This is a genomic window from Chloroflexota bacterium, from assembly GCA_026389585.1.
Classification (GTDB): domain Bacteria; phylum Chloroflexota; class Dehalococcoidia; order UBA2247; family RBG-13-53-26; genus JAPLHP01.
In genome coordinates, this window is the sequence record JAPLHP010000095.1 from 20560 (window position 1) to 40797 (window position 20238).

The following is a 20238-nucleotide window of genomic DNA, read 5'->3' on the forward strand; positions in this document are numbered from 1 at the left end:
GAGATTTGAGCTGCCGCGCCTGACCTAGCGCTCAGGCGCGGCGCAACGTTATGAACCACCAGACTACAGGAGCTCAAGGGGCAGATCGTGGTTTAGCATGAAGAGACAATGATAGGTTCCAGCAGCGTCGAAGTAGAGAGGAAAGTCAATGCTATCCTCAGGATATTGAGTGAGTCGCCTGAGGCTGTCGGCGCCAGGGTGATCGGTCGCCAGTTGAAGGAGCAGGGCATCGACCTCAGTGAGAGGGCAGTGAGGTATCACCTGAAGCTGATGGATGAGCGGGGACTGACGCAGCTGGCAGGAAGGGATGGGAGGCTGATCACACCAGCCGGGGTCGAGGAGCTGCAGAATGCCCTGGTTGGTGACAAGGTTGGCCTCTTTATTAACCGGATAGAGCTAGTCTCGTTTCGCACCACCTTTGATTGGCAGAGCCGGAGCGGGTTCGTGCCAGCCAACCTCTCGCTTTTTGATAGGGACGATTTCCCAAGGGCGCTGAAGGCAATGAGGAACGCATTCAAGGCGGAGATATCCGTCGGAGATCTGGTGGCAGTGGCCAGGGAGGGAGAGAAGCTGGGAGGCAGAACTATACCCAAAGGCAAGATCGGCTTTGCCACAGTATGCAGTGCTGTGGTCACCGGGGTCCTCCTCAAAGCCGGCGTACCTACGGATTCAAGATTCGGCGGCATACTGCAGATCAGAGACCATAAGCCACTTCGTTTCGCGGAGATCATCTACTACAGCGGCACCTCTTTGGATCCATCAGAGGTCTTCATCAGGGGCAAGATGACCAACGTGACTGAAGCGACCAAGAAGGGTGAGGGGAAAGTACTGGCCAACTGCGCTGAAGTTCCGGCCCAATGTAGACCTTTAGCAGAAGGTATAATTGCCAGGCTGAAGGAAGCCCACCTGGGCAGCCTCGCTGTTATGGGAAATGTCGGCGAACCGATCTGCGAGGTCTCGGTAGATCCGAACAGGGTAGGGGTAGTCCTGCTCGGTGGATTGAACCCTGTTGCCGCTGCTGAAGAAGCCGGCGTGGAGGCAGAGAATGCTGCTATATGCTCTGTTGTAGAATACCGACGACTGAGGAGCTTCTGGGAATTATAGAGCGTCGTCCCAGAGTGGATACATCACCAGACCGGTGGGCAGCTTGGGATAGAAATAGGTTGACTTCGGCGGCATCCTATCGCCAGTGTCAGCTACAGCCAGGACGCTGGAGATAGGAATCGGATTCATCAGGAAAGCCAGTTGATACTTACCTGAATTCACCCCCTCGACAGCTTCTAGACCGTCCCTGGTGTACTCTAGAAATCTGATCTCTTTTTGTGGAGTATCTATGCCCAATATCTGCCGCAAGATCACCCAGTGAAGGATAGATACATCCAGATTTGTCCATTGCCGGCTGCGATCAGATGGCATTAGCTTCGTCAGGTGTGTACTCTCCCGGGGAGTGAGGAGGCAGAGGCATTCCTGGCTAAGACCGTAGACTCCTATAGCGCCCCTCTTGCCATGCTCCGCCAGAGTGTTCAACCAACTTCTGAGCACCTCAGACCGAGAGGCTGCAGCAGGTTGGATCTCTTCCATGATGAAGAGCTGGGCTAGCTTCTCTCTGAGTCCCGATAGAAGGTCAGGCTTGATAGACTTCACGATGCGATGAGTGGGCAAGGCAACCAGCCCTGGATCATCAGCACCTACCAGCGTCATCATCACAAAATTGGAGGATTCGTTGCCGGTAGAACGGGAACTGCCCATCTGCTGCTCTCGCTGATAGGCCAAGGCTGTTTCATAACGGTGGTGTCCGTCGGCGATATAGACATCCTTGCCGGCACACCAATCAGAAATCTGTGCCATGCTCTGTTCGTCCCTGATAACCCACATGTTGTGGACTACCTCATCACGATCTACGATGCCGATGTCCGGCTTTCCTTTGGCCGACTTCATGAGGAGGGATGTAAATCCATTCTGGCCATGATCAATCATGGCCAGAATGGGACTGAGGTTCACGCGACAGGCACGTAACAGTTTGAGGCGATCCAGTATCCGCTCTTCCATAACACTCTCGTGGGGGCGAGCTCCACCGTTACCCTGGTCGCCCAGCTGCACGCGGGCAGTCAGGCCCCAGCGGTGTTTTATGGTACCTTCGAGGGTAAAGCGGTGTTCAAAAATGTAGAAGGCGGGCGCCGGCTCACGAAAGAGGATACCCTCTTCGAGCCAGGTTGCCAGCGTCCCCGCCGCGCGGGTGTATTTGTTGTCTTCAGCAGAATCAGAGGGGTAATCCTCTCCAAGTTCGAGACGGATTATGCTGTGCGGGCTCTGTTGATGATAGGCCCGCTGCTCCTCCGGGGAGATTATGTCATAGGGTGGAGTTATGACTGATGAGAGATCCTTAACTCGCTCATGACTGTAGCGAATACCCTGAAACGGCCGAACATCAGCCACTTAATCCACGTCCACCCTTGGAAATATCAAGTGGGTACGCCTAAGGCGCACCCACTACAGTAACTCCACAGACAAACTTGCCGGGATGTCCTCCCTGATTATGTGCTAATCCCAGCTTGACATCTTTGAGCTGACGTGAAGGTTCGTCGGCCTTCTTTTGGATCTGCTTGTATATTTCATAGACCTCGCGGCAACCGCTGGCACCTATGGGGTGGCCGAATGACTTCAGCCCTCCACTTATGTTCACCGGCATTTCTCCATCAAGATAGTACGCCCTCTTGTCGGTCATCTGCTCCTTGAACTTGCCGGTCTCGCAGAGAGACAGCGACTCGGAAGCAATAAGCTCAGCAATGCTGAAGCAGTCATGCAGTTCCACCATGTCCAGTTCCTTCCGGGGGTTCTTTATACCCGCTTCGGCATAAGCTGCCTTTGCAGCCGCCTGCGTGGCATCCCAGTAAGTGAAGTCGTAGTCTATCCGCTCCTTGCCCCATCCCGGGCTGGCCGACATGCCGAACGCCTTGATAGTAACGTAGTCTTGCCGATACTTCTTGGCATCCTCTGTGCGGCAGAGTATGGCCGCTGAAGCACCGTCGGTCACTCCGCAGCAGTCGAAAAGTCCTAAAGGCCAAGCAATCATAGGAGCATTGAGTACCTGCTCCACAGTCACCTCTCTCCTCAGATGCGCCTTGGGATTCTTTGCTCCATAGAAGTGGCTCTTGACCGAGATCTCGGCCAGGACTCTCTTGCCTTCTTCGTTGCTGAGGCCATATTTGGCGAAGTAGGCCACGGCCGCCATAGCATATCTCCCCGGACCGGTGCCGAACGCGCCGTAGACCGGTTCCCAGCGTCCGATCCAGACTGAAGGCAGTCCGCCGAAACCCATGTCCTTAACCTTCTCCACCCCTACAGCCATCACCAGGTCATAACCCTTGGCGGCCAAGGCGAAAGTGGCTCCCCGAAGGGACTCTGCGCCAGTGCCGCAGGCATTCTCTACACGGGTCACCGGAATGTACTGGGTCTGCAACGTGCTGGAGACCAGTGTGCCGGTGGCGACGCCGCCTTCCGAAAGCTGAGTACCCCACTGGGTCCCCTGCCAAATCGCCTGTATGTCCTTGATCTCTACACCAGCATCTTTGCAGGCCTCGTCGACGGCCTCGGTGATCATATCCTTGGCATCGGCATCCCATCTCTCACCGAACTTGGTGCAGCCCATGCCTACGATAGCGACTTTGTCCTTTATACTCTCTGCCATCGCTCTCCTTTCCTAATTCCGCCCTAGTCCCTGGCCGGCCGGCATTTCCAGAAGTAGTTGTGGACGCCCAGAGCATCGTGGATTCTCCGGAAGGTCATCTCCATCGGCATACCCACTTTGATGGTCTTCACATCCCGATCGGTCACCTGGCTGAAGATACGCACTCCACCTTCCAGGTTGATAGCCCCCAGAATGTTCGGCGGGTCAGTGACCGCGGTTCTCTCATCCATGCTGTAGGTGAAGAGGACTCCCTTCCGTTCCGACAGGGGCACTTCCTCCAGGTACTTCTCCTCAGCCTGGCAGTACATGCACCGCTTCTGCAGCGGGAATTGGGTCTTGTCGCACTTCTTGCAGTGATGTCCATGGCAGCGATACACCCAGTTGCGATCTCTCCACATGGCTGTCAGGGAGGTCCGCGGCCTAGTCATGGGTGGTGCCGTTTGCCAAGCCGGCCCATCATCAGATACCATGAGGTTCCTGAAGGTAACGTACTTCCCGTAGTTTTCCAGCATGACCTTGGAGGCCAGATGTCTCTTGATTCCCCTGCGGTCCCTGATCTTCTCAATGGCTTGGGTCACTTTCAGCGCGTGAACGTCGGTGCCATCTCCCCAGTTGCCAAACAGAATCTTATCCCCTGGCTTGGAGTCCTCAAGCGCCTGCACCAGGGTCATCAGGGCCATGGCCGCACCGGTGTTGCCGACGTTATCGAAGAGCGGCGCTGTCACCTGTGTCTTCGGATCGGCCCCGAGGGCTACCGCCACCGCCTGGTGGCTCCTGGCATTAGGACCATAGAAAGCGACCTTGGCGAAATCCTTGGCTGTCATCTTGTGCGCCTTGAGGAAGCCAGCGAAGGCCTTCTTCATGTGTTTTTCGTAGCCTTCGTCCAGAATGAAACGCTCTTCCCACTGGCGCGGGAACCGGTCGGTCTCGAGGCGCCAGACATCGAGGAACTCGCTATACGTGTAGGCGCTGGCTTCGATCTCGACGGCGATGTCGGTAGCCCCGATCAATAGGGCGGCCGCACCGTCGCCCAGAGCGCCCTCACCGGCCGAGTTGGGCACCGGCAAGCGGCAGTCCGCAACGACGACCAGCACTTTCTTGGCTGACCCTGCCTTCACGGCATCCAGAGCCGCTCGGAGGGCTAGCGTCCCAGCTCTCAGAGAATTGCCGAAATCGCTGGTGGTGACATCTTCGCGGAGGTCCAGAGCTGCCGCTACAAAACTGGCTGATTGTTTCTCTTTGAACGGTGCTGTCGTGCTGGCGAAGTACACGGCATCCACAGTCTTTTTGTCTGTGCCCTTGAGGCAGTCTGTCCCGGCCTCGACGGCCATAGTGATGCTATCCTCATCGCAGTTGCATATAGCTTTCTCCCCCTTTCCACCTCCACCCCAGACCTGGCCCAGAATCGCCCGACTGAGCCTGTACATAGGGATATAAGCCCCATAAGAAACTATTCCGGCCATATCTACTCCTTTCCTCTTCCAGGTTTAGACCTTTTTGTCTACGCTAAGACCAGGCTGCTGATAATTATATTCCTAATCACCATCCCAAGGCAAAAATAATTAGCATCTCATGTGCTAAGTTCGTTCTCGGGAACCCCCCCCGAAGACTTCGGGAAGAGGCAGGACAAAACCAGGCAGCAGCTATCACAAAGAGGGACTCTTCTGCAGGCGGTTTTGCCGTGGCGAACCAGGAGGGCATGATATTCATTGAACAGTGACTCGTCATGGGAAAGACGCTGCATAAAGAGTACCTGGAAAGCAGCATAGCTATTGTTCGAAGGCGCCAGACCGAGGCGGGTGATAATACGGCGAGTATAGGCATCAATAACGAAGATAGGTTTGCGGGCAGCGTACAGGATTATGGAGTCCGCAGTCTCTTCACCCACGCCGTGGACAGAAAGAAGCTCCTGTCGCAGTGCAGGGACATCCAGCGCAAACAGCCTGTCGAGGTTATCATCATAATGTGCTCCCAGCCAGTCGACAAAAGCCTTGATCTTCCTCGCCTTAACATTGTAATAACCCGAGGAGTAAATCAACCGGGCCAACTCGCCCTCGGGAAGCTGCCGCAGCCTATCGACGGAGAGCACCTCTCTGTCCTTCAGATTGCTGATAGCCTTCTCCACATTGCCCCAGGCTGCCGACTGGGTGAGAATAGCCCCAACAATCATTTCCAGGGGAGTCTCTGCCGGCCACCAGTGCTGAGGGCCGTAGCGATCGAGAAGACGATGGTAAACATCTAGCAGCATGGGGCATCAGCCTCTTGAATAGCTGCCACTTCTTAGAAATTGACTGGTACCTGCCCGGCCAGTCCGATTTCCTTCGGGCTTACCCTGCACTTAAAGGCGTAGATGCCCACCCCTTCGCTTTGAGCCGATCTTAGAGTCTGCCCAAACTCGGCATCAATCACATCGTTCGGAGAAAAGCCCCTGGCGTCCTCTCGTTGGATCACAAACATGATCGCCGCTTCATACCCTTCCTTCTTAGCCCAGATCAAGCTTTCAACGTGGTGTCTGCCCCGCAGGGTGGGCGCATCGGGAAAGAGAGCAACACCACTTTGAACAAGTGTGCTCGATTTTATTTCGAGGAAGCACTGCGAGCCACGGTGGCTTAACAGAAAGTCCAGTCTGCTTCTCCCGCGGGGTACTTCCCGGCGTATTGAGGAATAGCGTTCAAACTTAGGCAAAGCCTTCTTGCTCAAAGCCTCGTACACCAGTTCGGCAGGCACGCGATCATCCACCGAAACAAACTTTCCGTCCAGTTCAACTACTACCAGGTCATATCTTGTTGCCCGAGTGGGCGACGATCTATCAGCCAGGAAGACTTTACTCCCCGGCAAAAGCACCGTCTCCAGCCTCCCCGAATTGGCGAGATAGACTTTTTCAGTCTTGCCTGCCAGCTTCACGACGCAGGAGAAACGATTCTCCCTTTTGATAAAACTAGCCTGCACTACCTGGTCAGCTATTTTCATTCTGGCAACCGTACATAGTTCAGGAGTCTGCCCTGTATACGCGGCACAGCAGGCCCTTGATCTGTGGATAGCCCGATACGGGGTCGAAAGCCTGGAGATCCGTCAGGTCATTGGCATTGGCCTGCGCCCAGCCATGGGGGACGGTGACTACTTTGGGCGCTATATCTTCGGTGACCCGGACCTTGAGCTTGATGCGGCCCTTCGGGGTTTCAACGTAGATCATATCATGGTTGATGATCCCATAGTCCCTGGCAGTGGTCGGGTGAATCTCCGCGATAGGCTCCGGGTTGCGGCGGCGCATCTGGGTCATGTTGCGGCACTGGGTATGAGTGAACTCCTTCATTCTGCCGCCGGTAATCAGGATGAGGGGATACTTCTTGGCCAGATCAGGAGTGCTCACCGGGCTCTGGGTGGGCTCCCGATGGGTTGGGATCGGATCAAAGCCGGCGTCTTTCAAGGCTTGGGAGAATATCTCGATCTTCTTGGACGGCGTGCGGAAGCCGAATGTATCCCGGGCATCGTACTTCCTCTTGTCGAAGAAGAAGCCCTCGGGCTTTTCCTTGAGCTGTTGCAGCGTCACGCCGCTCGGTTCCAGCAGCATGGATATGACTTCCTCATCGGTCTTCCAAGGGAAGTACTTCTCCATCCCCAGTCGCCGAGCCAGTTCTGTCCAGATCTTCCAGTCGGCCCAGGCTTCGCCGGGCGGCTGGCAGACCTGCTTGCGCAGCAGCATGTAAGGCAGGCCAGAGTTGATGCCGTAGACCATGCCCAACCCCATCTTCTCCAGGAAGGTGCAGGCAGGAAGGACATAGTGGGAGATCTCGGCTGTCTCTGTCATGAAGGGATTGAAGGTTACCACCAGATCGAGCTTCTTGATAGCTTCGACGGTCTTCTTGGTCTCCGGCATGGTCAGCGCCGGGTTACCGCCGGTGGCAATCAAGGCCTTGATGGGATATGGCTTGCCGCTTAATACCTGGTCCGGCCAGGGCATGGCCTGCCCGTATGGGACCGGCCTGCCCCAGGTCTTGTAGAACATGGGAAATTCCTTTGCACCCACCGGCTCTTCTTCCACGGGAATCCTGAGATCGGTGAGCTTCACGAGCGGACACATGGCCCAGCCGCCCTCGGTGTCCAGATTGCCCGTAACGGTCTCGATGATACACAGCAGGCGCTCTGCCTGAAGAGCGTTGCCGCTGTGGGCCAGAACGCAGGTACCCGGTATGATGGCCATGGGCTTTGTCAGGGCCATGATGCGCGCCGCCTTGCGGATGTCGGCCGCCGGCACCCATGTGATCCCTTCGACCTTCTCCGGTGTGTAGGGCTTCACATGTTCCTTCAATTCTTCAAAGCCCAGCGTGTACTTGTCCATGTAATTCTGGTCGTACATTCCCTCAGAGATGATCACGTTTAGAAAGCCCAGCCCCAGGGCAATATCAGTGCCGGGACGGATCTGGAGATGCAGGCCCTTCTTCGCCAGCGGTGTGCGCTTGGGGTCTATCACAATAAGCCTTGTTTCATCCCTGTCAGCCCTCTCGTGTAGCATGTCGGCCCACATGAAACGCGATTGGTCCATATTGCTGCCCCAGACGATGGCACAGGCCGAGGTGTACGGATCCTCACTGGTATACCGGCCAAAGGTGAGCAGGTGAGCCACCACGCGGATGCGGAAGCAGATGCTCTCCACTGATATCAGGTTCGGTGTGCCAAAAGCACCCTTGAAGCGCTGGGTAAAAGTGGCCAGTTCCACGTTCTCGGTAGCCATAGACCCGTTGTAGACGGTCAGGGCGTGTGCTCCGAACTCGGCCTTGATCTTCGCTAGCTTATCGGTTATCTCATCGAGCGCCTGCTCCCAGGAGAGGCGCTGCCAGGCCCCGTCCACCTTCTTCATAGGGTGCAGGACACGGTCCCTGGCATTGGCGTACTCCACCAGGTTGTCACCCCTGGGGCACAGGCGGCCCCTGTTGAGCGGGTGCTCTGGCATGCCTTTGACCTTGACCAGCTTGCCGTCCTTGACATAGGCGTCAATGCCGCACCCGGCAACACATAGTATGCAGTCGCTCTTGATCAGTGTGGTTCCATCGGGCAGAGTACTAGAGGTAGTCATTTTGTACCTCCTTACAAATTAATGCCTTCCCAGCAATGCCGAGAAGGCATTCAATTACTCCCTATTTGCCGTCTCGGTCGTTGCCGATCCAAGCGAGCCCTTTTCAGGACAACAACGCTCACCGCCATAAGGTCGATGGCACTCTCAGAGTAACAAATCACGGCATCATATGTCAAGCGCAGTGCAGGGATACCCGTTGGAGCATGGCTAGAGCAAGGGATTCTTTCGAACCCGACTGGTACTGAAGAGCGTGATACCTTGACCTCTCCGGTTTTCCGCGATGATTGCCAGAGAGTGTAGTGAACCCGCCGGGTCGCATGATCCAGCATCTTACATTCTGTTGTTCATCGGAGGTACTTCCAGATTGTCAGCCGCATAGCAGACGAGAAGGTACTTCTCCAAGGGTATCTCCAGGGTCTGCCCCTTCTGCTGTTTCTCAAGTTGGAGGCAGAACTTCTTGTCCCACGTTCTGCAGTAGCCAAGCCATCTCGTCCTGTCGTCGGCTGATAGAGTATGTCTGAGTGTCCTTGTGTAATAGCACTTTACGTTCGCAATCCCAAGCTCTTTGAATACGTGCGTCATCCGAATGTTTGTCTGCTGTGTGTTTCCGGCTGTGTTGTTGACACTGGTCTCTTGTTCATATCTTCTGCCGATTGATTGGTGTGTCTTGCCAATATAGAGAATGTCGCTTGCTCCACGCAGACGCGTTATCATCCTGTTGAAGACAAACATATAGGTTACATTTGTGTCGGCTTGAGTGAGGAACTCAATCCAGTCGTGTTCCTTCCTTACTGTCTCGAAGTTCATGGCCATTCCCCCCAGACGTTTCTATTGATTGCCATAGCAACTGCGCGAATCTTATGGTAGAAGCACTAAGAGTGTCAAGTTTGGAGCGCAATAATCCCTTCGGACAGATTCTCCTCAGTTTCCTCTATTTTCAGACTGATAATATTCACCTCTGGTTGCACCATGACCTCATGGGACCACAGTCAATATTTTCCTGGCCTGCTCCGGATGCATGGCAATAAAGCGCAGTTCGTCGTCGGTGAGATTGATCTGATTATGGGCGCTGGCATAGCGAACCAACTCCAGGATGCGTTTGGCTTCCCCCTTGTTGCTGAAGGTGATACCTAACCTGTTGTATACATGTTCAAAGCCAGCCAGCCCGCCAAATTCACCGGTGGTAATCACCCTCCCTTTGGGAGGCGGGGGCTCCAGATCCAGACCGAGAAGCTCATAGTCATAAAGCTCGTAATTGCGACGATCCTTAAGAGCGCCATCAGCATGAATACCAGCCTCGTGAGCAAAGGCATTCTCCCCTACCCCAGGCTGATTGATGGGAATCGGAACGCCAAAGGCGCAGGAAACGTAGCTGGCCAGTTTGGCCGAGACTCTAAGGTTCAGAGGGTCACCAATTTTGTATTCTTCCATTTCCCGGGCGAACTTGATAGCCAGAATACAGCTCAGCAAATCCGCTTGCCCGGCCCTCTCACCCAATCCATTCACCGAGGTATTGACATAGGCATCCACTCCTCCATCAATGGCTCCACGCGCCCCGGCAATGGAGTTGGCCACCGCCATGCCAAGATCATTATGGCAATGGATTTCGATGGGCATATCTACCTGCTCCGCCAGGGCCTTCACCCTTCTATAGATGGTATTCGGTGTTTCGTAACCCAGGGTATCACAGTATCTCATCCTGTCTGAACCAACCCCTTTCGCTGCCTGTGCAAAAGCCACCAGAAAACCCAGGTCCGTCCGAGATGCATCCTCGGCATTCACCCCGACGGTTTTCACGCTATGCTCCCTGGCACAGGTCACCGCTGCCACCATCTCCCGTATCACGGCCTCTCGATCCAGCCTGCCGCTGAACTTATGTTTAATCATCTGATCCGAAGTAGATATGGAAAGGTTCAGATCCTTCACACCAGTGGAGACTGCCTCAGCTACATCGGAAACCAGGGCCCGACACCAGCCCTCCAGAATGAGTTCCCCCATCACCCCCATTTCCTTCAACTGCAGGTTGGCCAGCACGTAGTTACGTTCGATCCTGGCATAAGGGAAGGCAAACTCCGACTGATGGATACCCATCTGGCCGAGATACAGGTTCACCATCGTTTTCTGTAGCTTGGAAAGGTTAATTCGGGAGGACTGCACTGTATCCCGGTTAGTGACATCAACGAAATAAATCTTGGGCACAAGAATCTCCAGTGGGCGCTTGGGCTGGTTGTACAGCCGTATGATACTGGAGTACCTCCAAGGTTTGCAAACTACCGTTATTCCCCCACGGAAATCCCGGCCGCCGGGACGGTTCGCGAACCCGCCCCTACATCGCACAATTGAGCGTTATTCATATTTACTTCGAGGCTCATCTCCACCTGACCTACGCATTTCTCATTCTAGCCAACTACCCTCAGAGGGAGGTGGCTAGATGAATACCCTTACATACATCACAGAACAAGCAACAAGGCTTGTGTATGTGCCATTCCACTTTCTGTATGTACTCCTCCACCGATGGTCTACATATCTAGGAGACACATTTTTATCGAACAGGGCATTCCGATGGGGAGTTATTGCCTTCTGTTGCCTCTACGTACTCCGAGATGTCTATAGGCTAATCAGGCTAATAGTACGTTATTCCTCATCGGGGAATCCTCGCAGTACCCAAATCAAGACTGGCAAATACCCATGCACGAACACCAATATATCTGCTAGACCTAGCAGGGAATACACAAGGCGTCCCACTGTAGACCCAAGCAAGTCGGTTGCGACAGTAACCAAAATAGAGGTAAGTGCAGCACATACAAGAGTATGCACCAAGAGACACCAGAACTTCGGTAGGAACTTAACAATGTTGAAGGGATTGCGGGAACGCATCAAGCAGACATTATCCAAAATCAGAACACCAAAATCAACCCTGAGTGACAAAACCACTGAAGAGAGACCAAAATGATGCTACCAAGACATACTCCCATTGAGTCCATCCGCTACTGGTTGTATCCTCTTAACAAGTTAGCTAGCGATTGTTTATGTAATTTGAAGGGTGCTATCATGTCGCCAACAAAATCTGTGTTGGCGAGGGTAGAGATATGCAAAAAGATATGCAAGTGGAAGAATGGCAAGAGTACCTTAAATCTCTGGGACTATTCGTGGTTGGATTTGGGGATCACTTATTGGCAACTGGCTCTTCCACGTTTTTCACAGTGCTGGCAATTCTTGAGTATTTCTTCAAATGGGGTGGAATCGTGCCACGTATAGTTCTTTGTGTGGTGGCTGCACTTTGTGTTGCATTCACAGTGACTCTGGTATTTCATTCTCTAAGGAAGGCATACTCAAAGTTGAAAGGGGAAAAACAAGAGCAACTTTGGCTTCCAACATCTATACGGTTGATAGAAGAACGCAGGGAATATCTCCCACAACTACGCAAAATACTTTGGCAGATGAGAAACCAAGCAAAGAAGATAGCAGACAATGCCCCAATAGTCGGCATCTCACGGGATATAGTGCTAGAAGTAGATCGCTACGTATGGTCTAAAGAATCAATGGATACAAAGGATAATGTTGCTGGGTTTCTACATAGGCTGAGGAATGCAATGGATGCTAAGAAGATTGGCTTAGCTCAGCTTTTGAAAGATGATGGGGCTTGGTCGCAGTCAGTTGTACAACTTGAGGAGCTGCGAAGCACAAGGATAACCGATGAACTTAATGAACTCGTAAAACGGTGTTGTGTGTGGCTTGAGGGGGCTGCTTACTATAGATTGTTTGTAAGGTATCTTACAGAGACGAATCTTATCCCGACAGACATTCATGCTCTAACTGCAATTAAGAGTGAATATTGGGCAGTTGAAGAGGCAGTGGATGAGAATCTTAGCATACTAAACACAAGAATAGAACATTTACTTTGTGGGGGAGATGATGGCGAATCAGGCAATAAAGTGTAAACACTACGACTCAGAATCAGTATGCTGCAATCCTCTGCTTTGTCAGTTGCTTGGTCGGCCACTTCTGCCCGACTACTCGCCTGACACATGCACGACGATTGGTAGCCAATGCACATGCTTGGAATGCTATCACAGAGAGTAAGCAATGAACTTTGACCTTGTTAATGCCACGCACTCGGACACTGTTCAGCTTCCGATTAGCCTTGAGACGGGAGAATACCCTCTCCACGCTCGTGCGTCTGTCGTAGATATCCTGCCAGTCAGCGTCTTCTGGATAAGCTCGAACAGCCCTCTTATGCGATGGGTTCGTCTTGATGATCGGAACTGCCCTGTATTGCCGACGAATCAGGTGTCTGACCGCCTCACTGCAATAGCCAGCATCCGCGATAACATACTCAGGATGAAACTTGCTGTTGATCCAGCGTGCTTGGCTCAAGAGTGTGGACGCAGCCTTTGTTTCATGCTTATTCCCACTCATGACATGGACTGCCAAAGGGAGTTCATGGGTCGTATCCACCAACAGGGAGACCTTGTATCCCCAGGTGAACTTGCCACGACCATTAGTAGCATTCTTGATAATCCATCCAGCATCCTTGTCCGTAGGCTTCAAGTGCGCCCCATTCGACCATGCCTTGATATCAGTGGCATCCATAGCTACCGAATCCCCAAACGCAGGGAGTGTGCGATAACACTTCCGAGTGAGCTTGTGGAAAACCTGATTTACTTGCCCTCTCATAAGCCTCTTGGACAGCTTCGTGAAGAACCTAGAGAAAGTCGGCTGACTCGGAATGCTCTCTGGAGAGTCAATGCCACAAGCCTTGGCAACGTAGGGGTTGTCATGGAGAAGACGGATCAGGTCAGAGACAGACGGCCTACCCAAGAGATAATATGCCACAAAGCAGTGCCAAAGTATCTCAGGGTCATACCCATGTGGCCCTCGTCTTCGTGGCCCCCTGAGTGCTTCAAGAAGTTCCTCATCACATTGAGAAAGCTCGGCCAACACTGCCTTAATCTCCTGAACCACAGGAGGCAGTGGAGACTCTTGACGAAGTGTTCTAACATTAGTGTAGGCCATTTGGAAGCTAACCCTTCCTTTTGGTTGGGAGTCGCTGGTGTTACAAGCACTGGCGACTCCGCCTTTACTATTTCTACTTCAAACTGTATTCAGTATACCATACATCGTATGGATTGTCAAATGGATTGGGTATTGACATGACCATACTTTGTATGGTATAAGATGACACCATGAGAGATGTACAAACGAAAATAACTAAACTCCAAAAGAAAGGCTGGACACTTGCTGCCATAGCCGATGAAGTTGGTGTTACTGTAAATGCCGTCGAGAAGTGGAAGGCTGGAGATCGTTACCCTGCAAATAGCAAGGCCGTTATTAGCCTCTTAGAAAAGATAGGGCAAAAGAAACGGATACCTAAGAAACGCAGGCGTAGGTAATAGGGGGATAAGACTAGATGCCACGACCAGTTGCAGAAAGAAAAAGACGCATACGAATGCTCCATGCTGGCTGTCTTTCTCTTTCCGTAGCCATGATGATTGCAGCAATACCGTTGATTGTATACAAGTCAGAGCGACTTCTAGGCATCATCTTGGCTATTTCCGCCGTAGCTTCCCTTTGGGCGATTATTGAAGATATGATCAAGACTGAAGAGAAACTTCAAAGAGACCAAGATAAGGAAGAGCAAGATGAAAGACTACGGCAAGCAGAGGGGGAACTGGACAAGCACATCCAGACGGCTCTGAGGAAGATGGAATCCTTGGGCGGTTCCTACGGAAATGAGGAGAATGCCAATCAGCAGCTTTGCCTTATGCTCAGGGAACTGATGCCTGGGGTTGATGTCCAGCTTGTAAAACCTGGGAGGGCAGGTGAAGGAAAGGGCGACATCAGGATAGGGAATACGATCATAGAAGGCAAACTGGACTTGGAAGACAAACATGAAATGGACAGGCTGGTAGGCCAACTACAGGACTATTGCAGCAGTACGCCTTGCCAAGTAAGGGTCGTGGTTTACGGTAGACTGCGCTCAGACTTCCGACGACGCATAGAGGGTCTGCCTCAATACTACAATAGAATCCTGCTTCACCACATAGGCGGTATGAAGACAAGAAGACCTGACGGTAAGCAGTTCACGGATGAGTACGATTCTTGAAATATCGAATTATGAATAACGCTCAATTGCTCGTGGCTTTGGGCCAATGCTATAATTAGGCTTCTTCAGCCAAGAGCGTCTGCTTTTAGGGGAACTGCACTGAAATGAAGCTGAGTAGTGAGGAAGTAAAGCACCTGGCCCTCCTGATCCGCCTGGGTCTCAGCGAGGATGATGTAGAAAGATTCAGGGAACAACTCTCCAACATCCTCGAAAACTTCGAGATATTGCAGCAGGTGGATACCACCAATGTGGCACCTACAGCTCCCTCCATTGCCCTCGAAAACGTCTTCAGGGATGACGAGGCTACCCCATCACTCCCTGTTGGCAGAGTGCTCGCCAATGCCCCCAACCAGGAAGAAAACCATTTCAAGGTACGTGCGGTGCTTGAGCAGTAGAAATGAATCTCTGTCAATTGACTGCCCATGAGGCAGGTGATCTGCTCCGTCGCCGTGAAGTCTCCTCCCTCGAGCTAACGAAGACTATCCTCGACCGAATATCAAACGTGGACAAGAAAGTTCACGCCTTTGTGACCGTTAGCGGGGATCTGGCCTTAAAGCAAGCACAAGAAGCCGACCAGAGAATAGCAAGGGGCGAGGCCACACCGCTCACCGGCATCCCTGCAGTGATCAAGGACAACATGTGCACCAACGGGGTGCGCACCACCTGCAGCTCCAGGATGCTGGAAAACTTCATACCGCCCTATGATGCCACAGTCGTGGAGAGACTAAATGCTGCCGGAATGGTCATGCTGGGCAAGGCCAATATGGATGAATTCGCCATGGGGTCTTCCACCGAACACTCCGCCTTTTCCCCCACCCATAACCCGTGGGACCTGAGCCGTGTCCCTGGCGGCAGCAGCGGGGGCTCCACGGTGGTTGTAGCTGCCGACGAGGCTATCTATGCCCTTGGTTCTGACACCGGCGGGAGCATCCGCCAGCCTGCCGGATTCTGCAACGTAGTGGGCTTCAAACCAACGTACGGAAGGGTTTCCCGTTTTGGACTGATAGCCTTTGCCAGCTCTCTTGATCAGATCGGGCCTTTAACAAAAGACGTCACCGACTGCGCCATCGTCATGAATGCCATCTCCGGCCACGACTCCAGAGATTCCACATCACTACCTCACGCCGTGCCTGATTACACCAAGTCGCTTATCCCCCACCTCCAGGGACTGCGCCTGGGGGTGCCCCAGGAGTACTTTGTCTCCGGGATGCAAAAGGGCGTAGCGGATGCCATGCACAGCGCCATCAAGCGACTGGAGGAACTGGGAGCCAAGATAGAGTGGGATGTATCCTTACCTCATACGCGATATGCCCTGGCTGCTTACTATATCATCGCTCCCTCAGAGGCCTCAGCTAATCTGGCCCGCTACGACGGAGTGAAGTACGGTTTCTCCGCCCGGGACGCTAACAGTATGTGGGACGCCCTGCGAAAGACCAAACAGTTTGGTTTTGGGGCCGAGGTGAAACGGCGCATCATGCTGGGCACCTATGCCCTCTCGGCAGGCTATTACGATGCTTACTATCTGAAGGCCCAGAAGGTACGCACCCTGATAAGACAGGAATTCGACCATGCCTTTGAAAAGTTCGATGCTCTGATCACGCCCACCTCTCCCACAGTGCCCTTCAAAATCGGTGAGAAGGTGGATGATCCAGTGCAGATGTACCTCAGTGATGTCTGCACTCTGCCCATCAATATCGCCGGAGTCCCGGCCATCTCCATTCCCGCCGGCTTTGTCGATGGACTCCCCGCAGGCATGCAGATCATCGGCAAGCCTCTCAGCGAAGAGACCCTGCTGCGCATTGCCTTCGCCTATGAACAGTCCACTGATTGGCATAAGAAGAAACCACCACTATAAGGTGAGTAGCTTTAAGATTCATACCAGGAGGCTTGTTTTGAAATGATGCAGAACCTCGATGTTCTCAAGATTGTTGATCAGCTCTGTGAGAAGCTGCAGAATACTGAGTTTGGAGACTATGATTCGGAAGACGATCTACTGCTTGATATTGCCGTGATTGTCACGGAGTTCATCAATACCGAGATGGGTGACTTTGGCTCGGTTTGGGTTAGCGGAAGGGACAAAGGCAAGATCAGGTCCGTGTGGGCCTATGGAACTGATTTCTGGCCGGACATGACCATTGAGGCACGGGATTTGCCCGCCATCGCTATTACGGTGAAGCTGGCCCGGAGGGGTGAGTACCTGGCGGATGTGTTGGCCTCTGCCGTCGGCAGTTCGCTATTCTACTCTGTCCAGTATTCTTATGCCATCGCGTTTGTCCTTGCCAGGACGGAAAGCGATGAGCGCCAGCACTGGTTCGATGGCGAGATAGAGGAGCGCCTCTGGGCAAATCACCGCATCAGTCTGGTTATTGTGCGGTAACCAGTTGAACACACGCCCATAGTCGCCAATAATTCACAGCACAGGGAGGCTCTTTGGAGGTGCTCATTTGAAACAAGGAAAGTACGATGTGGTTGTTGTGGGCGCCGGCATGGGCGGGTTGTGCTCCGCCGCCCTCCTCGTCCACTCAGGCTATAAGACCCTTGTCGTCGAGAAGCTGCCCTTCGTAGGTGGCCGGGCTTCATCAACGAAGTATAAGGGATTTACCCTCCCCACAGGCGCCCTCTATGTGGAGACCGGCGGGGTTGTCGAGAGGGTCTTCAAAGAGGCAGGGGCTGCCTTCCCAGTACGTGGCTTTCCGATGCAGCTCAGTTTCAGGATGGGCGGCAAGGATTACCTCATGGCCCCGAAGGGTGGTCTGAAAGGGCTGATGTCCAATTTTGCCGATGAAGCCGAGACCACCAGGGTCATAGGAGCCATTCGGCGTGCTTTTGGCTGGAAAGAACCCTCCAGCGCCATCTCGATTCACAACTGGCTGCTGCAGTACACCCAGAACGAAAAGGTTCTGGCCATATTCAGGGGACTGGTCAATTATCAGTGCGTCAATTTCAACGATATGCCAGCCAGTGAATTCATCCGGCAGCTCAGATTCGGCACGGGAGCCACCGCCGGCGCTCACCCCCAAGGTTTCCTGGCCCTGATGAAAGAACTGGTGAAGGTCATAGAAGCCGGGGGCGGGCATGTCTGGACCTCCTGTCGGGTAAAACGCATCATAGTGCAAGACGAGGTAGCCAAAGGGATAATTGTGGAGCAAAACGGCAGCGAGCTGGATATAGCCGCCAGCATGGTCATCAGTGATGCCGGCCCGCACAAGACAGTAGAACTGGCAGGAACCAAGCACTTCGACAAGGGGTATCTCAAGGAATTGAAGGAGAACGTGCGGCCCCTCTCATATATCTGCATTGAGGTTTCCAGCAAAAAGCCTCTGGTTGACTTCGCCGGGGTTATGGTTGTCCCTGAAGGCCGGAGGCAGATGACCATGATGTGCACCAGCCTGGCCTATCCGGAATACGCCCCTCCGGGGAAACACCTGCTTCAGGCATGGGCTGCCCCGGATTCCTCTTTTCTCCCTATGGATACCGCCAGGGAAATCGACCTGGTAGTCCAGGACATAAGAGACAGCATCCCCCAGTTCGACCGGGAGGCTGAAATTCTGCATGTCAGCTACTGGCAGAAGGACTGGCCGATGTACCGGGCGATGCCAGGCGCCCTCACTCAGAAGACTTCTGTAGAGAACCTGTACAATGTGGGTGACGGGGTAGCGCCCCTGGTGCCTCTGGGCCTGCCTGCTTGCGCTGAGACTGCCCGCATCGTAGTGGAAGATATCAAACAGCGGATCAAACCCGCTCCAGCCTGATCCTGAAAAGGAGGTAACCTATGCTGGCGGTTGACGAGAATAGATGTGTCGGCTGCGGTCTGTGTGTCACCATTTGTCCCCGCGAGGCCCTGAGGGCCTGGGGGGTATGCCAGATAAACCGCGAGGAGTGCAATGATTGTCTCGTCTGTGTGGACTACTGCCCTGTGGACGCACTGGCGGTTCTGGAGGAAAGCAAAACCTGAAACAGCACCAGGATATATCGCGCTGATCGAATGACTATTCAGTCAGATAGAAAGAAGTCCACCGACAATCTATTGATAAGGCAGTCGCTTGCTCTCCCGGATCAATTCGATTGCCTTCTTGTGTAACTTCCCCAGACATACATTCAGGTTATCGCGGTCTTTCTCTGACAGGCAGGATATCAAGTCTTTTTGAGCGGCATCCGCCTTGCTCTGTTCTTTGAAGGCCTGCTCACCCTTCTTAGTCAATACCACCCTGACCTGGTTCTTCCTGGCCAGGTTCTTTTCTTTTCGGACCAGACCCCGATTTTCCATGCGGCTGATCAGCCCTGATATTGTATGAGGCTCCCTGTAGAGAGAACGCGCCAGTATAGCAGGGGTTACCGGTTCCTTGGACGCTTTCACGAAGTAAATGACACTCGCCTCGATCAATGAGAGCCCGGCCACCCCGTGCAGTTCAACCTCTCTGGCTCTGCGTATTGCCTGCGCAGTCCGGTTCCACAGCACCCAGATGTTATCAATTGCATCCACTTTCTTTACTTTAGCTTCCATCTCACTCCTCACTGAAAACAATGTAGTTCTTATTACATCCTTATATCCACTGTTATACCAGTGTTTTTCATGAGTGTACCTCTGTCGGGTGTGGTTGGGAGTAGCGTCTAACGATATCGAGCACCTTGGCTCGTCCCTTGGGGTCTTGAAGCGCGCGGGTGATGGCTGACTGAACAGTCTCTGACCTGGCCCCATGGGTAAGGCGATTGAGGTTGCCTCGTGGGGCGCCGGCTCCATTGCGTTTACCGCCTCGCATGTTACGTTCAATCATACAGGAAGTACGAAGAAAGTCAAGGGGTTATGATGCTAAAGGTTAGAATTGAGCGAAGGTCTTATGCGCCAGTATCATTGTTTTACTTTTACTTTTACTCCCACACGCCTAACACGTTTCAATTTCTTGTATCTCTCATCTTCCGGTGTGACCACTTCGATACCCAGCGCGGCTAGTAGCGAGATGAAGAAGGCCCAAAAGGCTTCTTCGGCTTGCGGTATCTGACTCCGGTCCATGATAAGCAGGGCTGGATTACTCGGATCACCGATAGCCATGTCTTTCCCAAGGGCTATGATCTTCTCTTTCATAGGCTGGGGCCACTTCTCCTGCGCAGACTGTATTGCACGTTGAAGTTCACCTGGGGTTATTCGCTTGGGCAATGCGTCTCCTTGATCCATCGCTGAAGTCAAGATAATGCGGGCGAGAGTGGAAGGGCCTAGCCCTTGTTTTGCTGCAAGCTGTCGCAATCCGCTCAACTCCTCACCGCTTAGCCGAACCGCCAAGAAAGATGACCGCTTTTGGCGTGGGCGCTTGATCTCTCCCTCATATCCCTCAACAATGGGGCTGTGCGTTTTCCAGTACTCCTCCTCTTCCT

General features: G+C 53.2%; 19 protein-coding genes. 8 read left to right on the forward strand and 11 right to left on the reverse strand.

What is annotated here, in order from left to right; genetic code table 11:
• Positions 1-108: 108 nt before the first annotated feature.
• A complete protein-coding gene (locus NTZ04_08820; GenBank protein ID MCX5992405.1) occupies positions 109-1104 on the forward strand; it encodes an NrpR regulatory domain-containing protein in 996 nt (331 codons plus the stop codon).
• Here NTZ04_08820 and NTZ04_08825 read toward each other — a convergent pair.
• From NTZ04_08825 to NTZ04_08860, 8 genes are all read right to left on the reverse strand, one after another.
• Positions 1099-2436 (reverse strand): DUF1015 domain-containing protein, encoded by a 1338-nt coding sequence (locus tag NTZ04_08825; GenBank protein MCX5992406.1) that lies wholly within the window; start codon positions 2434-2436, stop codon positions 1099-1101. The genes NTZ04_08820 and NTZ04_08825 overlap by 6 nt on opposite strands.
• A 40-nt stretch (positions 2437-2476) precedes the next feature.
• A complete protein-coding gene (locus tag NTZ04_08830; protein MCX5992407.1) occupies positions 2477-3688 on the reverse strand; it encodes an acetyl-CoA acetyltransferase in 1212 nt (403 codons plus the stop codon).
• Positions 3689-3711: 23 nt separating this feature from the next.
• Positions 3712-5151 carry an OB-fold domain-containing protein gene (locus NTZ04_08835; GenBank protein MCX5992408.1) on the reverse strand — a complete coding sequence of 480 codons (1440 nt, stop codon included), beginning with the start codon at positions 5149-5151 and terminating at the stop codon, positions 3712-3714.
• A gap of 107 nt (positions 5152-5258) precedes the next feature.
• Entirely contained in the window at positions 5259-5936 is a 678-nt protein-coding gene (locus tag NTZ04_08840) for an endonuclease (protein MCX5992409.1), read from the reverse strand.
• Positions 5937-5968: 32 nt separating this feature from the next.
• A complete protein-coding gene (gene sfsA, locus NTZ04_08845; protein ID MCX5992410.1) occupies positions 5969-6658 on the reverse strand; it encodes a DNA/RNA nuclease SfsA in 690 nt (229 codons plus the stop codon).
• Between the two features lie 19 nt (positions 6659-6677).
• Positions 6678-8762, reverse strand: coding sequence for a molybdopterin-dependent oxidoreductase (locus NTZ04_08850; GenBank protein MCX5992411.1), 2085 nt, complete (start codon positions 8760-8762; stop codon positions 6678-6680).
• A gap of 330 nt (positions 8763-9092) precedes the next feature.
• Positions 9093-9569, reverse strand: a complete 477-nt coding sequence (locus tag NTZ04_08855; protein ID MCX5992412.1) for a hypothetical protein — start codon at positions 9567-9569, stop codon at positions 9093-9095.
• 168 nt (positions 9570-9737) lie between these two features.
• The gene (locus tag NTZ04_08860) at positions 9738-10961 is read right to left on the reverse strand and encodes a homocitrate synthase (protein MCX5992413.1); all 1224 of its coding nucleotides are present in this window, start codon (positions 10959-10961) and stop codon (positions 9738-9740) included.
• Between the two features lie 890 nt (positions 10962-11851).
• On the opposite strand from NTZ04_08860, the gene NTZ04_08865 reads away from it, so the two are divergent.
• Positions 11852-12703: a hypothetical protein gene (locus NTZ04_08865; GenBank protein ID MCX5992414.1), complete on the forward strand. Its 852-nt coding sequence runs from the start codon at positions 11852-11854 to the stop codon at positions 12701-12703.
• 16 nt (positions 12704-12719) lie between these two features.
• Here the strand turns inward: NTZ04_08865 and NTZ04_08870 are convergent, their stop codons facing one another.
• On the reverse strand, positions 12720-13778 hold the full coding sequence (locus NTZ04_08870; GenBank protein MCX5992415.1) for a transposase: 1059 nt from the start codon (positions 13776-13778) through the stop codon (positions 12720-12722).
• Between the two features lie 394 nt (positions 13779-14172).
• Between NTZ04_08870 and NTZ04_08875 the strand changes: the two genes are divergently transcribed.
• From NTZ04_08875 to NTZ04_08900, 6 genes are all read left to right on the forward strand, one after another.
• Positions 14173-14868, forward strand: coding sequence for a hypothetical protein (locus tag NTZ04_08875; protein MCX5992416.1), 696 nt, complete (start codon positions 14173-14175; stop codon positions 14866-14868).
• A 104-nt stretch (positions 14869-14972) separates the two neighbouring features.
• The gene (gene gatC / locus NTZ04_08880; GenBank protein ID MCX5992417.1) at positions 14973-15263 is read left to right on the forward strand and encodes an Asp-tRNA(Asn)/Glu-tRNA(Gln) amidotransferase subunit GatC; all 291 of its coding nucleotides are present in this window, start codon (positions 14973-14975) and stop codon (positions 15261-15263) included.
• Positions 15264-15265: 2 nt separating this feature from the next.
• A complete protein-coding gene (gene gatA / locus NTZ04_08885; GenBank protein ID MCX5992418.1) occupies positions 15266-16723 on the forward strand; it encodes an Asp-tRNA(Asn)/Glu-tRNA(Gln) amidotransferase subunit GatA in 1458 nt (485 codons plus the stop codon).
• Between the two features lie 42 nt (positions 16724-16765).
• On the forward strand, positions 16766-17245 hold the full coding sequence (locus NTZ04_08890; protein ID MCX5992419.1) for a hypothetical protein: 480 nt from the start codon (positions 16766-16768) through the stop codon (positions 17243-17245).
• A 67-nt stretch (positions 17246-17312) separates the two neighbouring features.
• The gene (locus NTZ04_08895) at positions 17313-18620 is read left to right on the forward strand and encodes an FAD-dependent oxidoreductase (GenBank protein ID MCX5992420.1); all 1308 of its coding nucleotides are present in this window, start codon (positions 17313-17315) and stop codon (positions 18618-18620) included.
• A gap of 20 nt (positions 18621-18640) precedes the next feature.
• Positions 18641-18823: a 4Fe-4S binding protein gene (locus NTZ04_08900; GenBank protein MCX5992421.1), complete on the forward strand. Its 183-nt coding sequence runs from the start codon at positions 18641-18643 to the stop codon at positions 18821-18823.
• A gap of 69 nt (positions 18824-18892) precedes the next feature.
• On the opposite strand, the gene NTZ04_08905 is transcribed toward NTZ04_08900, so the two are convergent.
• Positions 18893-19372: a MarR family transcriptional regulator gene (locus NTZ04_08905; GenBank protein ID MCX5992422.1), complete on the reverse strand. Its 480-nt coding sequence runs from the start codon at positions 19370-19372 to the stop codon at positions 18893-18895.
• Positions 19373-19717: 345 nt separating this feature from the next.
• Positions 19718-20238 (reverse strand): hypothetical protein (locus NTZ04_08910; GenBank protein MCX5992423.1); only part of this gene is annotated, 521 nt, incomplete at its 5' end.